Genomic DNA, 20,750 nt, shown 5'->3' with positions numbered 1-20,750 from the left:
ATGATGACATACAATAAATTCGGATTTTTGGCCATATGTCTGGCCATTGGCGCTGCCGCACCTGCGACGGCGGCGACACTGAATGGAACCGGCTTTCTGACTTACAATCAGATTAACGGCGACGGGATTGCAAATGGCGGCTTTACTGGTGAAGTCCGCAACAACATCGAAATCGCATTACGCGGTAAGCAGCGCTATCCCGCCGCCAATATCTTCAACTACGACGGCGTTGATACCTACAATTTCGACACGAATGCACTGACGACCAATCCCGCCAACCGTTCCGTATTCAACTTCGATTGGGCGATCAACGTGAACGTGACGGGAACGCCCGGTGCCGTTCTGAGTAGCTTCGATTATCTGTTCGAATTCGATACCGACGCCACCGCCGGCGTCAGTTATGCGGGCCTCGATCCTTTCAACACTCCGGGTTTCTACGATCACGCGCTGGGCTTCAATGCAACAACCGCAGATGAAAAGGTCGTTCCCGAGAACAATGCCTATCTGATGCTCCTCGCCGATTCCTTCAACGTGGCACAGCAGTCGCAAAACCTTGGCTTCGGCTATTCGGCGGACCCGGATGCACCGGGCAGCTACAACTTCCGCCTTTCGGTGTTTGCAAAGGACACGACCAACGTGCTGGCGTCGTCAGAGATCACGATCAACGCGACGGACGTTCCGGCGGTCCCGCTGCCTGCCAGCCTGCCGCTGTTGCTGGCGGGTCTGGGCGGTTTGGCGATGTACGGTCGGCGCAAGACCAAAGCCTGATCCGCCGAGAGACACGACAAAAAAACGGCCCGCCATTGGCGGGCCGTTTTCCATTGCATTGTGGGTTCGCGTCCGGCTTAGCGGCGCAGGCCCAAGCGCTTGATCAGGTCCTGATAGCGGGCCTCGTCCTTGCTGCGGGTATAGTCCAGCAGTTTGCGGCGCAGTGCCACCATCTTCAGAAGGCCACGGCGACCGTGGTTGTCCTTCTTGTGGGTCTTGAAATGTTCGGTCAGCGTCGCGATGCGCGACGACAGGATTGCGACCTGGACTTCGGGCGAACCGGTGTCGCCTTCCTTGGTCGCAAATTCTTTCATGACGCGGGCTTTTTCGTCGGGCGTAATCGACATCGGGGTCTCCTTGGTTATGGGTGAATGGCGCGATCCGGGATGTCGTCCAGAAAGGCCCTTGGAGGGGTCCGTCAGGCCAGAACCCACGCGGATGCGTGCCATTAGGCGGTTTGCGCCCGAAAGGAAAGCGGGAAAATCAAGCCGGAGTTAGCACCACGGTCGACAGGTCCAGCGTCGTGACGCCTGACAGATAGGCTACGACCGTGGCGTCGGCCAGCAAGGTCAGGCCGTCGTCGCCGGCCGCTGTGGACAACACCGGCGGGGTGTCGCCGGCATAAGTCACGACCAGCACGTCCTGGTCCGGGTCGAAGTCGTCGATGGAGTTCTTGCCGTCCGCCAGCAAGCTGAAGGCATCCGCGCCTTCGCCGCCGTTCAGGTGGTCGCCTTGCCCCGCCATCAACAGATCATCGCCGGCCCCCCCGTTGAGGTAGTCAAACCCGCCATCCCCGTCGCGGCCGTCGAGCGTGTCGTCTCCGCCGCCGCCATTCAGCAGATCCCGTCCCTCGTCACCGACCAGCATGTCGTCACCCCAGCCGCCTGCCAGCGTATCGTTGCCGGCCCCGCCGACCAGCAAGTCCTGGCCGTCGCCACCGGTCAGGGTGTCGTCGCCATCATCACCGGTCAGGATGTCATCGCCGATCATGCCGAACAGATCATCGTCGCCGCCCGCCCCGAAAATCCGATCATCGCCCCACTCGCCATACAGATTCTCTCCCGCGTCGGTCCCAAATCGTTCGACGGCGTTGGGCGGGTCGGGCAACAAGTCGTCGCCGTAATCTTCGACAGGTTCCAGTTCGGGACTGGTGATGAGGGACACGGGCATCGGCTCGTTTGCAGCGATGTCAATATTTGCAAAGTCTGCATCTGGCGTGTCGCCGTTGCCGACAGCCTTGCCCGCATCCACGCCATCTGCGGCAAGCACGCCGCCTGCACCAGCATCGCCATCGGCGTCGGACAACATCTCGAACACGCCCGGCGCGATTTCCCTGAAACCGGTGCTGTCGATGTCAGGCGTGTCAATCCCTGCGGCGTCGTCGTCGGGCTGATCGTCCCGGCCCAGCATCACGAATGACGACATGGCCAGGCCAAGGAATCCAAGAACAGCTAGCATTATGGTGCCTCAACTTAAAAGGATCGCCCCCGATCCAGAAGTGTTGAAGTTCTTTTAACACCGTTTCGCCACAATGGCATGTCGTGAATTAAGAAACGGTTAATTTCGCCGGAAGTGGTCGAGGAATGCGTCAAGGACGGCCTGCGGGTTTTCTTCCATTGCGAAATGCCCCGACCGACAGGCATTGCCGGTGACCTGCGGTGCCCATCTGCGCCACAGCGAAAGGGGGTCGCCGGTCTGCGCCGGAAAGCCGCCTTCGGCCCAGAGGAAGTGCAGGGGCGCGGCGATCAGGTCGCCGTCTTTCCGGCTGTCACCGTCCAGTTGCCGATCGAGAAACGCCCCCGCGCGGTAGTCGGCGCACATGGCGTGAACACGGGCCGGGTCCGACATCTGCGCGCGGTAGCTGTCCAGCGCATCCGGCGCAAAGACCGCCAGCGATTTTTCCAATGTCCATTGGGCCAGCGTCCAGTCGACGTAGGCCACGGGATTGGCGGCGATCATGCGTTCAGGCAGCGGCGCAGGCTGCGCGAGAAAGGTCCAGTGATAGGCCTTCAGCGCCAGGTCGGCGGTCCAGCTCTCCCAGAAATCGCCGGTCGGCACGATCTCTATGATGCCCAGACGGGCGATGCGGTCTGGGTGGTCCAATGCCAGGCGGTAGGCCACCCGCGCGCCGCGATCATGTCCAAGAACATGCGCCCGGTCCAACCCGAGCGCATCCATCAGGCCGACGATGTCGGCGGCCATGCGACGCTTTGAATAGGCGGTATGCCCGGCGTCGTCGGCCGGCGCGTCACTGTCGCCATATCCGCGCAAATCCGGGACGATTGTGTCGAAATCTTGCGCAAAACGTGGCGCGACCTTGGCCCAGCAACGGTGATTCTGCGGGTAGCCGTGCAGCAGGATCAGTGGCGCACCACGTCCGGCCCGGTGGATCGACAGCGTGACATCGCCGGTGTCGATGCGGGACTGCGTGAAACCTTCAATCATGGGACCAGAGCCTTGGTTGGGTCGCATAGGCGACGTAAAGCGGGTGCCGGGGGTGACCGTGCCGCGTCAGGCCAAGTGTATGGATTTGCACGCCCCTGTCACGCAGCAAGCACAGGACGGCATCCGCACGATCCAGATGGATGCCGTGCGTGCCCCAGCCGGCGACGACGCAGGCCGCCCCGTCGCAGGCGCGCAGCAGATGCGTGTCGTTGTCAGGTCCAATGGGCGCAGGATGGCGTTTCAGATCGGCGGGTGCAGTGGCGCGATAGGCAAAAAGGTTGACGATCCGCACGCCGCCGTAACCGCCCGTTCGTGCGCGCGCCTCGCACCGCGCGATGGTGGGATCGTTGGCGGCCTCTGTCGCGGTCGAGGGGTTCAGCATCACCCAGGCCAGCGCGAGTGCATCGGACCATTGCCGGTCGAGGCGGTAGCGATAAGCCTCGCAGGGGGAATAGACCGCGCTGGACCTCGTGTCGTCGGCGGCGATGTGGCGCCGGTGGATAATGCCGGGCATCATCGCACTGCGATCCCGCCGCGCCAATCCCGCAGCCGCCTGTTCTGCAAAGATCAGTCGCCCGGTGCAGAGTCGTCGACAAAGACGCGCGCAGGGTGCAATTCACTTCCCATCAGGCGACCGACGGCTACGGCGCGCCCGTCATGGGCGGCCCAGACCTCTGTGCCGTAGTCGATGCCGGTGGCGATCACCATCGCGGGGTTGCCGTTGCGCAGCGGCGTCAGGCTTGCCGTCGGACAGATGACCATCGGCAGATCGGCAAGGCCCACTTCGAGCGGCTGGACGTAGGTATCGAGGTCGTCTGTCCGGGCGATGGCGTCGATCTTTTCCAGTGTCAGACCGTCATCGGCCTTGAACGGGCCGGACCAGATGCGGCGCAGGGTCCGCACATGGGCGTGGCAGCCAAGGGCTTCGCCAAGGTCGCGGGCGATCGACCGGACGTAGCCGCCCTTGCCGCAGACCATCTCCAGCGTGACGTGATCGGCGTCGGGGCGGTCGTCCAGCAGCAGGCTTTCCACCCAGAGGGGCCGCGCCGCGATCTCCATCGTCTCGCCGTCGCGGGCGCGCTTGTAGGCGCGTTCCCCATCGATCTTCACGGCCGAAAATTGCGGCGGCACCTGCATGATGTCGCCGACGAAGCGGCCCAGTGCATCCTTGATTTGGTCATCAGTGGGGCGCAGGTCGCTTTGGGCCACGACCTCGCCTTCGGCGTCGTCGGTATTAGTCGACTGTCCCAGTCGGATCGTGAATGTATAGGCCTTCAGCGCATCCGTGATGTAGGGCACGGTCTTCGTCGCCTCGCCCAGCGCAATCGCCAGCACGCCGGTCGCGTCGGGGTCGAGCGTGCCGGCATGGCCCGCCTTGTTGGCGTTCAACGCCCAGCGCACCCTGTTCACGACGGTGGTCGAGGTCAGGCCCGCCGGCTTGTCCACGATCAGCCAGCCCGAAATGTTGCGTCCCGATTTGCGCCGTCCCATGGGGGCCTCCGTTCCGAAGTGAAGGCGCCTGCTAGGCCCGCACAGGTCCGGGGTCAAGCGCCCCTGTCGCATGATGAGCGCACCAGCGGCAGCAAAGGCCGTTATCGGTGCCCTATTCGACGACCGCGATCATCGGCCCCAGCGGTGCAAAGCCGAAGTCGGCGCGATTGATCTGCGGCGCGTACAACCGCGAGATGGAACCGTCGAGGAACAGCGCGTCCGGAGTCTTAAGCACATCGCGAAAGAACCGCCCGAAGGTGTCGAAGTTCACCGGATCGCCAGAGATGGCGAAGATCGCGGTGCGGCCGTCGGCGCTGGTGCCGACGCCGTTTCGAATGTTGATGGAATCGGACGCCGGCAGGAATCGGGGGTGCAGCCTACCACCGATGACCAGCATCGGGCCGGATTGCGTGGCGTCGCGGCAGGCGGGCCGCCGCTGTTCGTAGGCCAATGATTCGATCACGCGGGCGCTGTCGTCGGTCAGACACAGCACGCCGTTCGGCAGCAGGCCGAAATTGCCCGGACCGTCGCTGGTGACGAGCGGCGCAGCCTCGATCCCGTTTTCGATGTATAGGCCCACGGCGCGGCGGTCTTCGTGATACATGCCGGCGTTCATCGCAAAGGTCACGACACGAGGCGCGACCTGCGTCGACAGCGCGGACCATCCACCCAGCACTTGCCCCGTGTCGTCGCGGTGGAAGAAATGCAGTTCTTCGACCGCTGCGTCGACGGTGCAGACGGTGAACCGGTGACCTTCGAAAACGGTATCCTCGCACGTCACGGCCATTGCGGGACCGGCGAGGAGTGCCAGAACGAGGACCAGCAGGCGCATCAGGCGTCGTCGTCCTTGTCGGACTCCGTCGTCTCACCCTCTGCGGGCGCAGCGGTGGTGTCCGACGCATCAAGATCGGCCTTGACCTCGGGCCTTTCGAACAGGGCGCGGGTGGCGTCCATGCGGTCGAAGGTGTCGTCGATCTCGAACCGGATTTCAGGGGCAAACTTGATGTTCAGCACCTTCGCCACCTCGCGCCGGATCTCGTGGCGGGACTTGCGCAGGGCCAGCAACGCCTCTTCCTTCTTGTCGCCACCCAGCGGCAGGATGAAGGCGGTCGCGACGGACAGGTCCGGGGAACAGCGCACTTCGCCCACCGTGATCATCATGCGCGTGAGGTCCGGATCGTGGATTTCGCCACGCTGAAGAAGTTCGGACAGACGCCGGCGGATCAGTTCGCCTAGCCGCAGTTGTCGCTGGTTGGGGGCGCCGCCCCCGGAGGATGATGTCTTTGCCATGGCCCGCATGTAACGCCGGAGTGTGACAATTCCAAGCGTGGGCTTTTCGGCAGGCCATGCTGCGGCTATGCCTTGGCGGAAAGTTGCAGGGAGAGCGGGCATGACCGACACGCCGGGAATCGTCATCACGGGGGCATCGGGCCGCATGGGGCAGATGCTGGTCAAGGCTGTCGCCGCATCCGAACGCTGCCACCTGGTCGCCGCGCTGGAACGCGCGGGCCATGACTGGGTCGGTCTGGACGTCGGCACAGCGATGGGCGGCGCGGCACTGGGCGTGACCGTGACCGATGATCCCGTCGATGCCTTTGCGCGCGCGCAGGCGGTCATCGACTTCACCGCACCCGCCGCCACCGTGGCCTTTGCCGGCCTCGCGGCGCAGGCACGTGCGGTGCATGTGATCGGCACAACGGGGCTGTCGCAAGTGGACGTGGACGCGATCGACCGTGCCGCGCATCACGCGGTGATCGTGCGGGCGGGAAACATGTCGCTGGGCGTGAACCTGCTGGCACAGTTGACCCGCAAGATCGCGGCGGCGCTGGACGAAGACTTCGACATCGAGATCGTGGAAGCCCACCACCGCCACAAGGTCGACGCGCCGTCGGGTACCGCCCTGATGCTGGGCGCAGCGGCGGCCGAGGGGCGCGGCGTCGCATTGGCCGACGTGCGCTGTGCGGGGCGTGACGGGATTACCGGGCCGCGCAAGCGGGGCGACATCGGGTTCACGGCGATCCGGGGGGGTGACATCGTGGGCGAACATGACGTGATCTTTGCCGCCGACGGCGAACGGATCACTCTGCGTCACGTCGCCACGGATCGCAGCGTGTTCGTGCGCGGTGCCATGAAAGCGGCGCTATGGGGGCAGGACCGTGCGCCGGGACATTACGACATGGTGGATGTGCTGGGTCTGTGACTTGATCTGCTGCGCAGCGCACTAGGTCGCAACGGCAGGAGGATTGCCCGTGAAAGCCCTGATTGTCGCTCTGCTGACCGCCGTACCGCTCGCCGCCAGCGCGCAGGGCTACCAGCCCATCACCGACCGCGCGACATTCTTATCTTTGGTGGAGGGGCGCAGCTTGGACCAACGGCTGTTCGGCGTCGCCCTGCGCGTCACCGGCGACGGTCGCATCGCGGGCGACGCGATGGGTGGCACCGTGTCGGGATCGTGGTCCTGGGAAGACGGGTTTTTCTGCCGCGAGATGATGTGGGGTGACCGCGATTTCCCTTTGAATTGCCAGCGCGTCGATCTGAACGGCGATCTGTTGCGCTTCACCGCAGACAGGGGGCAGGGCGACGACGCGACCCTGCGCATCCGCTAGAAGTCGATGGCAAGGCCCTTGTTCTCCCAATCGCCATAGCGCACCGGTTCAGGCCCATCGCGGCCTCCGACTTCCTTGGGCAACGCCAGCCCTTCTCGCTCCTTGCGGCGCTCGGCGGCCTCGGCCAATGCGCGCCGCGCGGCGGGGGGCAGGTCGGGATTCGGGTCGGTCATGGTCTTGTCCTTGCCGGGGGTCTGCGGCTGATATACCCCGCTTGCGACACCAAACAAGGGTTTCCCATGGATCAGACCGGCCTCGCGCCCCGCCGCGCCGCGCATCACCTGCTGCAACAGGTCATCGAGGAGGGGCGTCTGCTGTCCGAACTGCTGGGCGGCGGGGCGCTGGATCATCTGGCACCCGAGGACCGCGCGCGGGCGCAGCGGCTTGCGACCGAAGGCTTGCGGATGCTCGACCGCGCCGACCGGATGCTGAAGCCGTTTCTGACGAAAGAGCCGCCGCTTTACGTCCGGAACGCCCTGCGCCTTGGCACGGTCGAGATCGCGCAGGGGGCTGCGGCCTACGGCGTCGTGAACAGCTATGTCGAGATCGTGAGCCGCAACCATCACACCGCGCGGCTGAAGGGGCTGGTCAACGCCGTGTTGCGCAAGGTCGCGGACAGGGGGCCAGAGGCGTGGTCGCAGATGCCTGCGCCGCTGCTGCCGGGCTGGCTGCGCCAACCCCTTGTCGCCGCATGGGGTCGCAAGGACGTGGAAGCGATGGAGGCGGTCCAGGCCACCACACCGCCGCTTGACCTGACCCCGAAGGGCGGTGCGCAGGCTGTGGCGGATGCGGTGGGCGGCACGGTCCTGCCGACCGGATCGGTGCGCGTCATGGATGCGGGGCAGGTTACGCAAATGCCGGGCTACGATGCCGGCGACTGGTGGGTGCAGGACGCCGCTGCGGCCTTGCCGGTGCAACTGCTGGGGGACATCGCGGGTCTGCGGGTGCTGGACCTGTGCGCTGCGCCGGGCGGCAAGACTCTCCAGCTTGCGGCGCGAGGGGCAGAGGTCACGGCGGTCGATGCCAGCGCCTCCCGCATGGCACGGGTGGCGCAGAACCTGACCCGCGTCGGGCTGAACGCGATCTGCGAGGTGGCGGATGCCTTTGACGTGACAGGCGAATGGGACGCCGTCCTGCTGGACGCGCCATGCAGCGCGACCGGCACGATGCGGCGTCATCCCGATCTGCCCTATGCCAAGGACGGGGCTGAATTCGGCGATCTGATCGCACAGCAAGGCGCAATGATCGACCATGCGCTGACGTTGCTGAAACCCGGCGGGCGGCTCTTGTTCTGCACCTGTTCACTTCTGCCCGACGAAGGCGAGGTGCAGGTGGACGAGGCGCTGGTGCGTCATCCTGGTCTGAGTGTGGACCGTTCAACACTGGATCGTCCCGGCATCGACCCCGCCTGGATCACCGAGGAAGGTGGCCTGCGTCTGCGGCCCGATTACTGGGCAGCACAGGGCGGGATGGACGGCTTCTACATGGCGGTTCTGACAAAGGCCGCGTGACAGCGGCACCCCCTCGCGCTAACCTCGCGCCCAAGAACAATGCGAAACCGCGATCCAGAGGCTTGAGCTTGGCCGACCAGCAATCATGGCGTGCCCGCAATCGGGCCTTCATGCACCGTGCCCATGCGCGGTGGGCGGCACGCGCACGACCCGCAACGGGTTTCGTGTCGCAGCCCGAACCCCGCAGCATCGGTCATTTCGCGCGGGGACGGCAGTTGCTGGCCGGGAATTTCCTGTTCGCCGGCGTGCTGACGACAGCCCCGGGCAGGTCGATCTGGCAGGCGATGGGCGACCGCGCGATGGTCGATCAGGAGTTGCACGGATTCGGCTGGCTCGACGATCTGGCGGCGGTCGGTGACGCCCGCGCCCGGCAGGCGGCGCAGGCCTGGGTGGGCGAATGGATCGACACATTCGGCGACGGGTCCGGTCCTGGCTGGACGCCCGACCTCGCAGGGCGGCGGCTGATCCGCTGGATTTCGCACGGCGTGTTCCTGCTGCGCGGTCAGGACCGGGACGGGCAGGCGCGCATCTTTCGGTCGCTGGGGCAGCAGACGCTGTTCCTGTCGCGCCGCTGGCGATCGACTCGTCCGGGCCTTGCCCGGTTCGAGGCGCTGGCGGGCATGATCTATGCCGGCCTCTCGCTGGAAGGGATGGAGAGGCTGACCGCCCCGGCGATCAAGGCGCTGGCTGCGGACTGCGCCACGCATGTGCGCCCCGATGGCGGCATCGATACCCGCAATCCCGAGGAGCTGCTGGACATTCTGACCCTGCTGCATTGGGCGCAGTCTGCGATTGCCGACAGCGGACAGACGGTGCCTGCGGCCATCTCGGACGCCATCGGTCGCATCGGGCCGACGTTGCGGGCGTTGCGCCATGCGGACGGTGGTCTTGCCCGGTTTCATGGCGGTGGTCGGGGCATGGACGGGCGACTGGATCATGCGCTGGCGCAGACCGCTGGCCCCCGGCAGACCGGCGATGCGCAGTGCATGGGCTTTGCCCGTATCAGTGCGGGTCGCACGACCCTGATCGCCGATGGCGCGCGTCCGCCCGAAGGTGCTGCCTCGATCAACGCCCATGCCAGCACGCTGGCGTTCGAGCTGACGTCGGGCCGTCGTCCGCTGATCGTGAACTGCGGGTCAGGGGTCAGCTTCGGGGCCGATTGGCGGCGGGCCGGGCGGGCCACGCCCAGCCACTCGACCCTTGGGATCGGTGGTTATTCGTCGTCGCGGCTGGGTGCTGCCATCAGCACCAATGGCATTGCGCAGGAAATGCTGGTCGATCTGCCCGACGTGGTGAACTGCATCGTGACGCATCTGGACGACGGACGCCGCGCCGAACTGTCCCATGACGGCTTTCGCATCACCCACGGTCTGACCCACGCCCGGACGTTGGAGATGACTACCGACGGGCGCGGCCTGTCCGGCGAGGACCTGCTGACGACCCTCGACGTACCGGACAAACAGCGATTCGATCGCGCCCTCGATGCGACGCAGATGCAGGGGATTCCCTTTGCCATTCGCTTTCACCTGCACCCGGACGTGGACGCCACCGTTGATCTGGGCGGGGCCGCCGTGTCAATGGCGCTGAAATCCGGCGAAATCTGGGTCCTGCGTCACGACGGGCACGCGGAATTGCGGCTCGAGCCTTCGGTTTACCTCGAATCCGGACGATTGAAGCCGCGCGCGGCACGACAGGTGGTTTTATCCGGGGTCGCAATGGCCTATGCGACGCGCATCCGCTGGTCTCTGGCCAAGGCACAGGACACGCCCGACGTCGTCCGTGACCTTGCGCCGCAACGGGCGGAGGATGATGACAACGATTCCGGGGACGATACATGACCTTGCAACCCATCCGCCGCGCGCTTCTGTCCGTATCCGACAAGACCGGCCTGATTGACCTTGGCCGCGCGCTGGCGGATCGCGATGTCATACTGTTGTCGACCGGCGGCACAGCCAAGGCGCTGCGCGATGCGGGGCTAGACGTCACCGATGTGGCCGAGGTCACCGGCTTTCCCGAAATGATGGACGGCCGCGTCAAGACCCTGCACCCGATGGTCCACGGCGGCCTTCTGGCGCTCCGCGACGACGCGGGCCATGTGCAGGCGATGCAGGATCACGGCATCGCGCCGATCGATCTGCTGGTCGTGAACCTCTACCCCTTCGAGGACACGGTTGCCACGGGCGGCGACTATGCCGCCTGCATCGAGAATATCGACATCGGCGGCCCGGCGATGATCCGGGCTGCGGCCAAGAACCATGCCTACGTGTCCACCGTCGTCGACGTGGCCGACTATGACGCTCTGCTGGCCGAACTGGATGCCAACGACGGCCAGACCACGCTGGCGTTCCGGCAGCGGCTGGCGCAGACCGCATACGCCCGCACCGGGGCCTATGACGCGGCCGTCAGCACGTGGATGGCCGGGGCGATCGAGCTTGCGACCCCCCGGCGCCGCGCCTTTGCCGGCGAGTTGCGGCAAGAGTTGCGCTATGGCGAGAACCCGCACCAGACCGCCAGCTTCTACAGCGACGGCACCGGGCGGCCCGGTGTCGCAACAGCGGTGCAGCATCAGGGCAAGGACCTTTCCTACAACAACATCAACGACACCGATGCGGCGTTCGAGCTGGTTGCGGAATTCGACCCCGCGGGTGGCCCCGCCGTGGCGATCATCAAGCACGCCAATCCCTGTGGCGTGGCGCGCGGTGCGACCCTGCGGGACGCGTATCAGAAGGCGTTCGACTGCGACCGCACCTCTGCCTTCGGCGGCATCGTGGCGCTGAACATGCCCCTCGACGAGGAAACGGCGAAGGCCATCGTCGAGATCTTCACCGAGGTCGTGATCGCCCCCGGTGCATCCGACGCCGCCCGCGCCGTGTTCGCCGCCAAGAAGAACCTGCGCCTGCTGACGACCGACGGCCTGCCCGACCCCAAGGCCCATGCGCTGACCTACCGCCAGGTTGCCGGCGGGATGCTGGTGCAGGACAAGGACACCGGCCACGTCCCCGCCGCCGATCTGCGCGTCGTGACCCAGGTGCAGCCGACCGGCGCGCAGATGGCCGACCTGCAATTCGCCTGGACCGTCGCCAAGCATGTGAAGTCCAACGCCATCGTCTACGTCAAGGACGGCGCCACGGTCGGCGTCGGTGCCGGGCAGATGAGTCGTCTGGACAGCGCCCTGATCGCCGCGAAGAAGTCCGAACGGATGGCCGAGGCGATGGGCCTGCCCGCGCCGTTGACCATCGGCTCTGCCGTGGCGTCGGACGCCTTCTTTCCCTTTGCCGATGGTCTGATGGAGGCGGCAGCCGCCGGTGCCACCTGTGTCATCCAGCCCGGCGGGTCGATGCGCGACGCAGAGGTGATCGCCGCTGCCGACGCCGCCGGGATCGCGATGGTTTTCACCGGCATGCGCCACTTCAAGCACTAGGAAAAGCCGATGCGACTGATCTTCTGGGCGGGATTCTGGACGTTCCTGCTGGATCAGGCGACGAAATATATCGTCGTCCACTGGATGAACCTGGTCGCCTTGCAGGAAATCGATATTGCCGGACCCTTTCTGGTGTTCCAGATGGCATGGAACCGGGGCGTCAACTTTGGTCTCGGCGCGTCTGCTGACTTGCGCTGGGTGCTGATCGGCGTGGCGCTTGCGATCTCTGCCGCCGTGCTGGCTTGGCTGTGGCGCACTGGCGGGACAAAATGGACCTACATCAGCGCGGGCTTGCTGATCGGCGGTGCGCTGGGCAACGTCGTGGACCGGCTGCTGTACGGGGCTGTCGCGGACTTTATCAACATGTCCTGCTGCGGCATCAACAACCCCTATGCCTTCAACGTGGCCGACGTCGCGATCTTTGCGGGCGCGCTGGGGCTGGCCCTGCTGCCGGACGGCCGCACGCCGCCTGCGAAAAAGAAGGCCTGACGCGGGGGCCGACCTGCGCTAGAACGATGCGAAGTCAGGATCGAGGACGATTATGCTGCGAATGATGTTGGGATTGGGTCTGTGTCTGGCACTTGCCGCCTGTGGCCGGAATACCGGCCCCACGGGCCCGGACGAGTCGAACGTGAAGACGCAGGAACCGTTGATCATTCCCGCGACCAATGCCCTGCCGGCTCCGACCCCCGGCGGCACGAACCCCGCCGACATGCCGCCACGCGCCGCCCCCGTGCGCCAGATCGGCCTGCGCCCACCTTCGGCCTGACAGTGGCATCACAAGGACGTTTGGCCGATTGAAGTCATGGGGTGAAAAGGTCAGGTTGCAGGCAACGCTGACCAACCGCGCAGGACCTTCATGACACGCATTCTGGCCGTTCCCTTCCTGTTCCTCGGCTTGGCCCCCCTGCATGCCCAGACCGCAGGCGCCCCCCGCACTTTTACCGAAGGCGATACGACCGTCACTGTCACCGCCCCGGTCAAGATCGGCGACGACGTGACGACCTTCAGCCTCGACAATGGCATGGATGTGGTGGTGATCGAGGATCACCGCGCCCCCGTCGCCGTCCAGATGGTCTGGTATCGCGCCGGGTCCGCCGACGAACAGGTCGGCCAGTCCGGCGTCGCGCATTTTCTGGAACATCTGCTGTTCAAGGGCACGGACAAGCTGGCACCCGGCGAGTTTTCCGCCACCGTCGCGGCGAACGGCGGGTCCGACAACGCCTTTACCAGCTATGACTACACCGCCTATTTCCAGCGCGTCGCCGCCGACCGTCTGCCCCTGATGATGGAGATGGAAAGCAGCCGGATGGAGAACCTGCGCCTGTCCGAAAGCGACATCGAGACAGAGCGTCGCGTCATCATCGAAGAGCGCGCCCAGCGGACCGACAACAACCCCGGCGCACTGGCGCAGGAACAGTTCAAGGCGGCGCAGTACCAGAACCATCGCTATGGCGTGCCCGTCATCGGCTGGCGGCACGAGATGGCGGACCTGAGCCTTGAGGACGCGCTGGACTTCTACACGCTAAACTATTCGCCCAACAACGCGATCCTGATTGTCGCCGGCGACGTGCAGCCCGACGCGGTGATGGCGCTGGCGGCAAAGTACTACGGCGTGATCCCGCCCGAACCCGAGCTGCCCCCGCGCCTGCGCCCGACAGAGCCGCCGCAGACCGCACCCCGCCGGATCACCTATACCGATCCCCGCGTCAGCCAGCCCTATGTCGTGCGCAGCTACCTGGCCCCGGAACGCGACACCGGCGACCAGAAGACCGCTGCCGCACTGGTCTATCTGTCGGAACTTCTGGGCGGCTCGCCCTTTACCTCCGCCCTCGGCCGCGCGCTGCAATTCGACACGCAGACCGCCGTTTACACCAACGCGGGCTACGATCCGTCCAGCCTCGACACCACGACCTTTGCGCTGTCCGTCGTGCCATCGACCGGCGTGACCCTGTCAGAGGCCGAGGCGGCGATGGACAAGGTGCTGTCGGACTTCATGGCTTCCGACATCGAACCGGCGGCGCTGGACCGTATCCGCACGCAGTTGAAAGCGCAGGAGATCTACGCCCTCGACGACGTGCAGGGGCGTGCGCAGCGTTACGGTGCCGCCTTGACGCAGGGCCTGACCGTGCAGGACGTCGAGGCTTGGCCGCAGGTGCTGCAAGAGGTCACGGCAGAGGATATCAAGGCCGCCGCCGCCGACGTCTTCGACCTGAACCAATCCGTGACCGGCTGGGTCGTGGCCGACAAGGAGCAAGCCCGATGATCCGTTTTGTCCTGACACTGTGCGTCGCGCTGGCAGCTTCCGTTGCGCAGGCGGCCGTGAACATCCAGCAGGTGACATCGCCCGGCGGCATCAATGCCTGGCTGGTTGAGGATCACGCCATCCCCTTCACCGCGCTGGACATACGCGTGGTTGGCGGAGCGTCCATCGATGAACCCGGCAAGCGCGGGGCGACGAACCTGATGATGGCCGTGATCGAGGAAGGGGCCGGCGACATGGACGCGCAGACCTTCCAGACCCGGCGCGAGGAACTGGCGGCCAGCTACGGTTTCGACACCGGCGACGACATGGTGTCGATCACCGCGCAATTCCTGACCGAGAACCGCGACGAGGCCGTCGGCCTGCTGCGTGAGGCGCTGGTCAATCCGCGCTTCGACCAAAGTGCGGTGGACCGGGTGCGCCAGCAGGTACTTGCGAATATCGCAAGCGATGCGAAGTCGCCCGGTGCCATCGCCGGTGCGGCCTTCGACGCTGCGGCCTTTGGCGACCATCCGTATGGCTTACAGCTTGACGGCACCGTCGAAAGCGTCACCGCCCTGACCCGCGACGACATCGTGACGGCCCACGCCAATGCGCTGGTCCGCGACCGGATTTACGTCGGTGTTGTGGGTGACATCACGCCCGACGAATTGGGCGCGATGCTGGACCGGCTGCTGGGCGACCTGCCGGCGACCGGACCGGGGCTGCCCGTGGATACGACATCGGCGCTGGACGGCGGCGTCACGGTCATTCCCTTCGACACACCGCAGGCGGTGGCGCTGTTTGGTCAGCCGGGGATCAAGCGCGACGACCCCGACTACATGGCCGCCTACATCCTGAACGAGATCCTCGGCGGTGCGGGGTTCGAATCCCGTCTGATGAACGAGGTGCGCGAGAAACGCGGCCTGACCTACGGCGTCAGCGCGTTTCTTGTGCCGAAATTCCATGCGGAACTGTGGCTGGGACAGGTCGCATCGTCGAATGCCACGGTGGCCGAGGCCATCGACGTCATCAAGGCGGAATGGGCGCGGCTGTCAGAGGAAGGTGTCACGCCGGAAGAGCTGGACAAGATCAAGACCTACCTGACCGGTGCCTATCCCCTCCGGTTCGACGGCAACGCCGAGATCGCGAGCATCCTCGTCGGGATGCAGGTGATCGGGCTGCCGCCGGAGTATGTCGAGAACCGCAACGAGATGCTGAACGCGGTGACCCTGGACGACGTGAACCGCGTTGCGCGTGATCTGCTGCAGCCGGAGAAATTGCACTTTGTCGTGGTGGGGCAGCCTGAAGGGCTTGACGCCACAGACTGAGTCTCTGCGCGGCCGATGTCGATGGTGGGTGCAATTCACCCTCGTAGAATCGCGGGACGTCGTGCTATCCCTAGTGGCATGACCATGACCTGCCCCCAGATACGCGACGACGCGCGCCCGGTGATCCGCCAGTTGGACGAGGCCGCGATCAACCGCATCGCGGCTGGAGAAGTCGTCGAACGCCCCGCCTCTGCGGTCAAGGAACTGGTCGAGAACGCCATCGACGCGGGCGCAACCCGGATCGAGGTGACGATCGCCGACGGCGGCAAGACGCTGATCCGTGTCGTGGATGACGGCTGCGGGATCGCAGGCCCGGACCTGCCGCTGGCCCTGTCGCGCCATGCCACGTCCAAGATTGATGGTACCGACCTGCTGAACATCCACTCCTTCGGGTTCCGGGGCGAGGCCTTGCCGTCGCTGGGCGCCGTCGGGCGGCTGACGATCAGCAGCCGTGCGAATGATGCCGCCGCCACGGTGCAGGTCAATGGCGGGCGCATGTCACAGGTCAAGCCCGCCGCCGGTCCGCGCGGCACGCAGGTCGAACTGGCGGACCTCTTTTACGCCACCCCGGCACGGCTGAAATTCCTGCGTACCGACCGGGCCGAAACGCAGGCCGTCGTGGATGTCGCGCGCCGTCTCGCGATGGCGGAACCCTTCGTAACCTTCATCCTGCGCGATGCAACGGGTGGCGATGCGCGCACCCTGTTTCGCGCGGACGCAGAGACGGGCGACATGTTCGACGCGCTGCGGGGCCGGTTGCGCGCTGTGCTGGGGCGCGACTTTGCCGACAACGCCTTGCCGCTCGATGCAGAGCGCGACGGCTTTCACCTGACCGGCTTTGCCGCGTTGCCGACGTTTTCCAAGGGGGCCGCCGTCGCGCAATACCTGAACGTCAACGGACGACCCGTGCGGGACCGGATGCTGCTGGGGGCGCTGCGCGCGGCCTATATGGACGTCATGTCGCGCGACCGACACCCCGTCGCCTGCCTGTTCGTCGATTGCGACGCCACGCTGGTCGATGTGAACGTCCACCCCGCCAAGTCCGAGGTCCGGTTCCGCGACCCCGCCTGCGTGCGCGGGCTGATCGTGTCCGGCATCCGTCATGCCTTGGCCGGGGCCGGCCATCGCAGCGCCACGACCGTCGGCCATGCGGCACTGGGCGCAATGACGCCAGCGACGACCGAGGCCCGCGTTTATCAGATGGACCGGCAGGCGACCGGTCCACGCTTTACCGCCGCCTCCATGACGTTTCAGTCGGGCTTTGCGGAGCAACCGTCGGCCCGGATCGAACCCGTGGTCGAGGGCGCAGCGGAAGCGCTGCCGCTGGGTGCCGCGCGGGCGCAGTTGCACGAGAACTACATCCTGTCGCAGACCGACGCGGGGCTTGTCATCGTCGATGCCCACGCCGCCCACGAAAGGCTGGTGTATGAGAAGCTGAAGACGCAGCTCGCCAGCACGGGCGTCGCGGCACAGGCCTTGCTGATCCCGGAAATCGTGGAACTGTCGCCGACAGAGGCGTCGATCCTGCTGGAACTGGCGGGCGACCTGTCGCGGCTCGGCCTGTCCATCGAACCCTTCGGCGGCAGCGCCATCGCGGTGCGCGAAACGCCGGCGATCCTGGGCACGGTGGATGCGAAACGCCTGATCCTCGACGTGCTGGACGCGGTGCAGGACGGCGGCGACACCGCCCCGCTTCAGGCCCGGATCGACGCGATCCTGTCGCGCGTCGCCTGTCACGGATCGGTCCGCACGGGCCGCCGCATGTCGGGGCCAGAGATGAACGCGCTCCTGCGCGAGATGGAGGCAACCCCGCTGTCGGGCCAGTGCAACCACGGGCGGCCGACCTCGATCACCTTGTCGCTGGCGGACATCGACCGGCTGTTCGGACGCACATGACCGTTGATCTGACCGACCCCATCGTTCAGGCGGCGCTGGTTGCGGGCGTCCTGTTGATCCTGCTGTTCTGGTTGCTGATCGCCGCCGCCCGCCGGGCTGCGCGCACGACGCAGACGGTGGATTCGCTGGCCGGACAAATGGGACAGTTGACCGACTACATGCAGGCGCTGGGCAACGGGCAAAGCCAGCTTGCGGGCAACATCCAGACCGTCAGCGATGCGCAGGCCACGGCGCAGATGCGGGTGATCCAGACGATGGAATCGCGACTGGCCGAGGTCAACGCGCAGGTCGCCGAACGCCTGTCGGACAACGCGTTGAAATCCGCACGCAGCCTTGCCGACCTTCAGGAACGGATGAAGGAAACGCTGACCGGCAGTGCCGAAAAATCGACCAAGCAGTTGACGGAGTTGCAGGAACGCCTTGCCACCATCGATCGCGCCCAAAGCAATATCGAGAAACTGTCGGGCGACGTGCTGTCGCTTCAGGACATTTTGTCGAACAAGCAGCGGCGCGGGCTGTTCGGTGAGATCCAGTTGACCGACATCGTGTCCAAGGCGCTGCCGACCGACAGCTACACGCTGCAGCACACGCTCTCCAACGGCAAGCGCGCCGATTGCCTTGTCCACCTGCCGAACCCGCCGGGCCCCATCGTGATCGACGCCAAGTTTCCGTTCGAAGCCTACGAGGCGCTTGCGGCCGCGGAAACCAAAGACCATCAGGCCGTGGCCCTGCGCAACCTTGGTGCGGCGGTGCGGGTCCACATCAAGGCGATCTCGGAGAAATACATCATCGAAGGCGAGACGGCGGACGGCGCGATCATGTTCCTGCCGTCCGAGGCGGTCTATGCCGAACTGCACGCCCGCCTGCCAGAGGTCGTGCGCGCGGGCTTTGATGCGCGTGTCTGGATCGTGTCGCCGACGACCTGCATGGCGACTCTGAACACCATGCGCGCGATCCTGAAAGACGCGCGGATGCGCAAACAGGCGGGTGCCATCCGCTCCGCGCTGCGCCAGTTGCACCGCGACGTCGAGATCATCACCGAACGCGCCGGCAAGCTGGAAACCCACCTCCGGCAGGCTAGTGATGACGTGTCCGGCGTGCTGACGGCAGCGACGCGGGCAGGCAAGCGGGCGGATCGGCTGGACAACTTCGATTTCGAGGAACTTGCCCCCGATGCGGGCGTGACGCCATTGCCACTTGCGCCGCAGGGGGTCAGCGGACAAGACTGATGTGCAGCCGAAAAGGACGACGCCCGTGACTCGATACGCCCTGATGATCCTTGCCCTTGCGACGCTGGGTGCCTGCACCGGCCCGTTGTCGGACGGACCGAATGCGATGGGGGCCGCGTTCACCGACGCCTTCCGCGATACGCCCTTTGCCGATGGTCAGGTCGTGACCGTGCTGGTGAACGATCCCGATCCGCTGCGCACCATCCAGAGCTTCAGCCTTGTGCCCTGCCAGAACGGAAAGGCCGTCTGCGGCGGTTCTGCGCGCGGTCAGGTGGGGGCGCTGACGCTGGAAGACGGGCAGTATGTCGTGCGCGGGGCCTATCCGGGCCGTGATTTCTACCTAGACCAGAACGGCGACGGGTACATGGGGCGCGGCACGGTTCTGGTGCCCTTGGCCTGGAACTGACCTGCGACAGATCATCACAACACACCCGGCAACTCTTTCCCCTGCGCCTGCGTGGCTATGTGGTGACTTGCCATTGCGCGCGACGGAGATGACGCCCCCATGCCATTCGAAACCTTCACGAACCTGCCCCGCAAGATCGCCGTTGTCGGGGCCGGGATCTCGGGCATGGGCGCCGCACATGCGCTGGCAAGGGATCACCGGGTCGTCCTGTACGAAGCCTGCCCGCGCCTTGGCGGTCATGCCCGCACACGGATGGCCGGACCGCAAGGCGACGTGGCCGTCGATACCGGCTTCATCGTCTTCAACCATGCCAACTATCCGCACCTGACGGCACTGTTCGACCACCTGTCGGTGCCCGTGGTGAAAAGCAACATGAGCTTCGGCGCGTCCTTCGACGGGGGACGGCTGGAATACGCCCTGACCTCGCTCGACGCGCTGTTCGCGCAGCGGCGCAACGTGGCGAATCCCCATTTCCTGCGCATGATCCGCGACATCCTGCGGTTCAATAAGCTTGGCCTTGCGGCCTGTCGGGACACCGACCTGACCATCGGCGGCCTGTTGGCCAAGCTCGGCCTTTCGGACTATTTCCGGGACCATTACCTGCTGCCGTTTTCCGGTGCGATCTGGTCGACCCCCAAAGAAAAGATTCTCGATTTTCCGGCCTTCACGCTGCTGACCTTCTTCGACAACCACGCCCTTCTGGGGGCCACCGGCCAGCACCAGTGGTATACGGTCGAGGGCGGCAGCACGCAGTATGTCCGCCGTCTGGGCGACGATCTGCGCGCGCGCGGTGTCGATGTGCGGTTGTCGGCCCCCATCGCCGCGGTGCGGCGCACGCCTGTCGGCGTGCAAGTGCGCGCGCAGGGCGCGGAATGGGAGGACTTCGACGAGGTCGTCTTCGCCACCCACTCCGACGATACGCTGGCCCTGCTGGCCGACGCGACCCCCGATGAACGCGCCGTGCTGGGGGCCGTACGCTATCAGGCGAACGATGTCGTCCTGCACTCTGACACCGCGATCATGCCCAAGCGGCGCAAGGTCTGGGCCTCCTGGATCTACACGGAAAGCCATGACAAGCGCAGCGACCAGATCGACCTGACCTACTGGATGAACTCCTTGCAACCCTGGCTTGGGCCGCAGGACTACATGGTGACGCTGAACACGACCCGCCCGATCCGGGAAGACCTGATCTGGAACCAGACCAGCCTGCGCCACCCGGTCTATGACACAGCGGCGCTGGCTGCCCAAGGCAAGGCCCGGCTGATGAACGGCATGAACCGGACGTGGTTCTGCGGTGCCTGGATGAAGAACGGATTTCACGAGGACGGCCTGTCGTCCGCCTATGACGTCGTCACCGCGCTGAACGCGAACGAGCGGCTTGAGCTGGCGGCAGAGTGACCGGGC

At 65.6% G+C, this 20,750-nt stretch carries 22 protein-coding genes; 14 read left to right on the top strand and 8 right to left on the bottom strand.

Annotated features, from left to right (window positions below; translation table 11 throughout):
- Nucleotides 1-768 (top strand): VPLPA-CTERM sorting domain-containing protein (locus ACOI1H_RS03645; protein WP_422435363.1); only part of this gene is annotated, 768 nt, incomplete at its 5' end.
- Nucleotides 769-845: 77 nt separating this feature from the next.
- Here ACOI1H_RS03645 and rpsO read toward each other — a convergent pair.
- The 7 genes from rpsO to rbfA all read right to left on the bottom strand — a co-directional run bounded on the left by rpsO (nucleotide 846) and on the right by rbfA (nucleotide 5,994).
- On the bottom strand, nucleotides 846-1,115 hold the full coding sequence (gene rpsO, locus ACOI1H_RS03640) for a 30S ribosomal protein S15 (protein WP_422435362.1): 270 nt from the start codon (nucleotides 1,113-1,115) through the stop codon (nucleotides 846-848).
- A gap of 136 nt (nucleotides 1,116-1,251) precedes the next feature.
- Entirely contained in the window at nucleotides 1,252-2,226 is a 975-nt protein-coding gene (locus ACOI1H_RS03635) for a calcium-binding protein (RefSeq protein WP_422435361.1), read from the bottom strand.
- A gap of 99 nt (nucleotides 2,227-2,325) precedes the next feature.
- Complete coding sequence (locus ACOI1H_RS03630; RefSeq protein ID WP_422435360.1) at nucleotides 2,326-3,213, bottom strand: alpha/beta fold hydrolase; 888 nt, start codon at nucleotides 3,211-3,213, stop codon at nucleotides 2,326-2,328.
- On the bottom strand, nucleotides 3,206-3,730 hold the full coding sequence (locus ACOI1H_RS03625) for a DUF1643 domain-containing protein (protein ID WP_422435359.1): 525 nt from the start codon (nucleotides 3,728-3,730) through the stop codon (nucleotides 3,206-3,208). The genes ACOI1H_RS03630 and ACOI1H_RS03625 overlap by 8 nt, the downstream gene beginning before the upstream one ends.
- Before the next feature lie 50 nt (nucleotides 3,731-3,780).
- Nucleotides 3,781-4,704, bottom strand: coding sequence for a tRNA pseudouridine(55) synthase TruB (gene truB / locus ACOI1H_RS03620; RefSeq protein ID WP_422435358.1), 924 nt, complete (start codon nucleotides 4,702-4,704; stop codon nucleotides 3,781-3,783).
- A 112-nt stretch (nucleotides 4,705-4,816) separates the two neighbouring features.
- Nucleotides 4,817-5,536 (bottom strand): phosphodiester glycosidase family protein, encoded by a 720-nt coding sequence (locus tag ACOI1H_RS03615; protein ID WP_422435357.1) that lies wholly within the window; start codon nucleotides 5,534-5,536, stop codon nucleotides 4,817-4,819.
- Nucleotides 5,536-5,994, bottom strand: a complete 459-nt coding sequence (gene rbfA, locus ACOI1H_RS03610; protein WP_422435356.1) for a 30S ribosome-binding factor RbfA — start codon at nucleotides 5,992-5,994, stop codon at nucleotides 5,536-5,538. The genes ACOI1H_RS03615 and rbfA overlap by 1 nt, the downstream gene beginning before the upstream one ends.
- Nucleotides 5,995-6,094: 100 nt before the next feature.
- Here rbfA and dapB point away from each other — a divergent pair, with 100 nt between their 5' ends.
- A complete protein-coding gene (gene dapB, locus ACOI1H_RS03605; protein ID WP_422435355.1) occupies nucleotides 6,095-6,904 on the top strand; it encodes a 4-hydroxy-tetrahydrodipicolinate reductase in 810 nt (269 codons plus the stop codon).
- 49 nt (nucleotides 6,905-6,953) lie between these two features.
- Nucleotides 6,954-7,310 (top strand): dihydrodipicolinate reductase, encoded by a 357-nt coding sequence (locus tag ACOI1H_RS03600; protein WP_422435354.1) that lies wholly within the window; start codon nucleotides 6,954-6,956, stop codon nucleotides 7,308-7,310.
- On the opposite strand, the gene ACOI1H_RS03595 is transcribed toward ACOI1H_RS03600, so the two are convergent.
- A complete protein-coding gene (locus tag ACOI1H_RS03595) occupies nucleotides 7,307-7,483 on the bottom strand; it encodes a DUF1674 domain-containing protein (RefSeq protein ID WP_422435353.1) in 177 nt (58 codons plus the stop codon). The two genes, ACOI1H_RS03600 and ACOI1H_RS03595, sit on opposite strands and share 4 nt — an antisense overlap.
- Before the next feature lie 66 nt (nucleotides 7,484-7,549).
- Here ACOI1H_RS03595 and ACOI1H_RS03590 point away from each other — a divergent pair, with 66 nt between their 5' ends.
- The 11 genes from ACOI1H_RS03590 to ACOI1H_RS03540 all read left to right on the top strand — a co-directional run bounded on the left by ACOI1H_RS03590 (nucleotide 7,550) and on the right by ACOI1H_RS03540 (nucleotide 20,744).
- On the top strand, nucleotides 7,550-8,821 hold the full coding sequence (locus ACOI1H_RS03590) for an RsmB/NOP family class I SAM-dependent RNA methyltransferase (RefSeq protein ID WP_422435352.1): 1,272 nt from the start codon (nucleotides 7,550-7,552) through the stop codon (nucleotides 8,819-8,821).
- A gap of 110 nt (nucleotides 8,822-8,931) precedes the next feature.
- Nucleotides 8,932-10,659: a heparinase II/III family protein gene (locus ACOI1H_RS03585; RefSeq protein WP_422435366.1), complete on the top strand. Its 1,728-nt coding sequence runs from the start codon at nucleotides 8,932-8,934 to the stop codon at nucleotides 10,657-10,659.
- Nucleotides 10,656-12,242 (top strand): bifunctional phosphoribosylaminoimidazolecarboxamide formyltransferase/IMP cyclohydrolase, encoded by a 1,587-nt coding sequence (gene purH, locus ACOI1H_RS03580; protein ID WP_422435351.1) that lies wholly within the window; start codon nucleotides 10,656-10,658, stop codon nucleotides 12,240-12,242. The genes ACOI1H_RS03585 and purH overlap by 4 nt, the downstream gene beginning before the upstream one ends.
- A 9-nt stretch (nucleotides 12,243-12,251) precedes the next feature.
- The gene (lspA, locus tag ACOI1H_RS03575) at nucleotides 12,252-12,731 is read left to right on the top strand and encodes a signal peptidase II (RefSeq protein ID WP_422435350.1); all 480 of its coding nucleotides are present in this window, start codon (nucleotides 12,252-12,254) and stop codon (nucleotides 12,729-12,731) included.
- A 52-nt stretch (nucleotides 12,732-12,783) separates the two neighbouring features.
- Nucleotides 12,784-13,011 (top strand): DUF3035 domain-containing protein, encoded by a 228-nt coding sequence (locus ACOI1H_RS03570; protein ID WP_422435349.1) that lies wholly within the window; start codon nucleotides 12,784-12,786, stop codon nucleotides 13,009-13,011.
- A 90-nt stretch (nucleotides 13,012-13,101) separates the two neighbouring features.
- A complete protein-coding gene (locus ACOI1H_RS03565; RefSeq protein ID WP_422435348.1) occupies nucleotides 13,102-14,508 on the top strand; it encodes a M16 family metallopeptidase in 1,407 nt (468 codons plus the stop codon).
- On the top strand, nucleotides 14,505-15,815 hold the full coding sequence (locus ACOI1H_RS03560; protein ID WP_422435347.1) for a M16 family metallopeptidase: 1,311 nt from the start codon (nucleotides 14,505-14,507) through the stop codon (nucleotides 15,813-15,815). The genes ACOI1H_RS03565 and ACOI1H_RS03560 overlap by 4 nt, the downstream gene beginning before the upstream one ends.
- A 78-nt stretch (nucleotides 15,816-15,893) precedes the next feature.
- Nucleotides 15,894-17,711, top strand: coding sequence for a DNA mismatch repair endonuclease MutL (mutL, locus tag ACOI1H_RS03555; protein ID WP_422435346.1), 1,818 nt, complete (start codon nucleotides 15,894-15,896; stop codon nucleotides 17,709-17,711).
- The gene (locus ACOI1H_RS03550; protein ID WP_422435345.1) at nucleotides 17,708-18,940 is read left to right on the top strand and encodes a DNA recombination protein RmuC; all 1,233 of its coding nucleotides are present in this window, start codon (nucleotides 17,708-17,710) and stop codon (nucleotides 18,938-18,940) included. The genes mutL and ACOI1H_RS03550 overlap by 4 nt, the downstream gene beginning before the upstream one ends.
- Nucleotides 18,941-18,965: 25 nt before the next feature.
- A complete protein-coding gene (locus ACOI1H_RS03545; protein ID WP_422435344.1) occupies nucleotides 18,966-19,346 on the top strand; it encodes a hypothetical protein in 381 nt (126 codons plus the stop codon).
- 99 nt (nucleotides 19,347-19,445) lie between these two features.
- Complete coding sequence (locus ACOI1H_RS03540; RefSeq protein ID WP_422435343.1) at nucleotides 19,446-20,744, top strand: NAD(P)/FAD-dependent oxidoreductase; 1,299 nt, start codon at nucleotides 19,446-19,448, stop codon at nucleotides 20,742-20,744.
- The last annotated feature ends 6 nt before the right edge of the window (nucleotides 20,745-20,750 follow it).

The organism is Loktanella sp. DJP18 (genome assembly GCF_049310965.1).
In the GTDB taxonomy this organism is placed as follows: domain Bacteria; phylum Pseudomonadota; class Alphaproteobacteria; order Rhodobacterales; family Rhodobacteraceae; genus Loktanella.
Note: the sequence above shows the minus strand (reverse complement) of the source record. Positions and strands in the feature narration are given on the sequence as shown.

Excerpts from the sequence above, each read along its gene's own strand:
- rpsO (WP_422435362.1), bottom strand. The coding sequence starts at position 1,115 with ATGTCGATTACGCCCGACGAAAAAGCCCGCGTCATGAAAGAATTTGCG.
- ACOI1H_RS03635 (WP_422435361.1), bottom strand. The coding sequence starts at position 2,226 with ATGCTAGCTGTTCTTGGATTCCTTGGCCTGGCCATGTCGTCATTCGTG.
- ACOI1H_RS03630 (WP_422435360.1), bottom strand. The coding sequence starts at position 3,213 with ATGATTGAAGGTTTCACGCAGTCCCGCATCGACACCGGCGATGTCACG.
- ACOI1H_RS03625 (WP_422435359.1), bottom strand. The coding sequence starts at position 3,730 with ATGATGCCCGGCATTATCCACCGGCGCCACATCGCCGCCGACGACACG.
- truB (WP_422435358.1), bottom strand. The coding sequence starts at position 4,704 with ATGGGACGGCGCAAATCGGGACGCAACATTTCGGGCTGGCTGATCGTG.
- ACOI1H_RS03615 (WP_422435357.1), bottom strand. The coding sequence starts at position 5,536 with ATGCGCCTGCTGGTCCTCGTTCTGGCACTCCTCGCCGGTCCCGCAATG.
- rbfA (WP_422435356.1), bottom strand. The coding sequence starts at position 5,994 with ATGGCAAAGACATCATCCTCCGGGGGCGGCGCCCCCAACCAGCGACAA.
- dapB (WP_422435355.1), top strand. The coding sequence starts at position 6,095 with ATGACCGACACGCCGGGAATCGTCATCACGGGGGCATCGGGCCGCATG.
- ACOI1H_RS03595 (WP_422435353.1), bottom strand. The coding sequence starts at position 7,483 with ATGACCGACCCGAATCCCGACCTGCCCCCCGCCGCGCGGCGCGCATTG.
- ACOI1H_RS03590 (WP_422435352.1), top strand. The coding sequence starts at position 7,550 with ATGGATCAGACCGGCCTCGCGCCCCGCCGCGCCGCGCATCACCTGCTG.
- ACOI1H_RS03585 (WP_422435366.1), top strand. The coding sequence starts at position 8,932 with ATGCACCGTGCCCATGCGCGGTGGGCGGCACGCGCACGACCCGCAACG.
- purH (WP_422435351.1), top strand. The coding sequence starts at position 10,656 with ATGACCTTGCAACCCATCCGCCGCGCGCTTCTGTCCGTATCCGACAAG.
- lspA (WP_422435350.1), top strand. The coding sequence starts at position 12,252 with ATGCGACTGATCTTCTGGGCGGGATTCTGGACGTTCCTGCTGGATCAG.
- ACOI1H_RS03570 (WP_422435349.1), top strand. The coding sequence starts at position 12,784 with ATGCTGCGAATGATGTTGGGATTGGGTCTGTGTCTGGCACTTGCCGCC.
- ACOI1H_RS03565 (WP_422435348.1), top strand. The coding sequence starts at position 13,102 with ATGACACGCATTCTGGCCGTTCCCTTCCTGTTCCTCGGCTTGGCCCCC.
- ACOI1H_RS03560 (WP_422435347.1), top strand. The coding sequence starts at position 14,505 with ATGATCCGTTTTGTCCTGACACTGTGCGTCGCGCTGGCAGCTTCCGTT.
- mutL (WP_422435346.1), top strand. The coding sequence starts at position 15,894 with ATGACCATGACCTGCCCCCAGATACGCGACGACGCGCGCCCGGTGATC.
- ACOI1H_RS03550 (WP_422435345.1), top strand. The coding sequence starts at position 17,708 with ATGACCGTTGATCTGACCGACCCCATCGTTCAGGCGGCGCTGGTTGCG.
- ACOI1H_RS03540 (WP_422435343.1), top strand. The coding sequence starts at position 19,446 with ATGCCATTCGAAACCTTCACGAACCTGCCCCGCAAGATCGCCGTTGTC.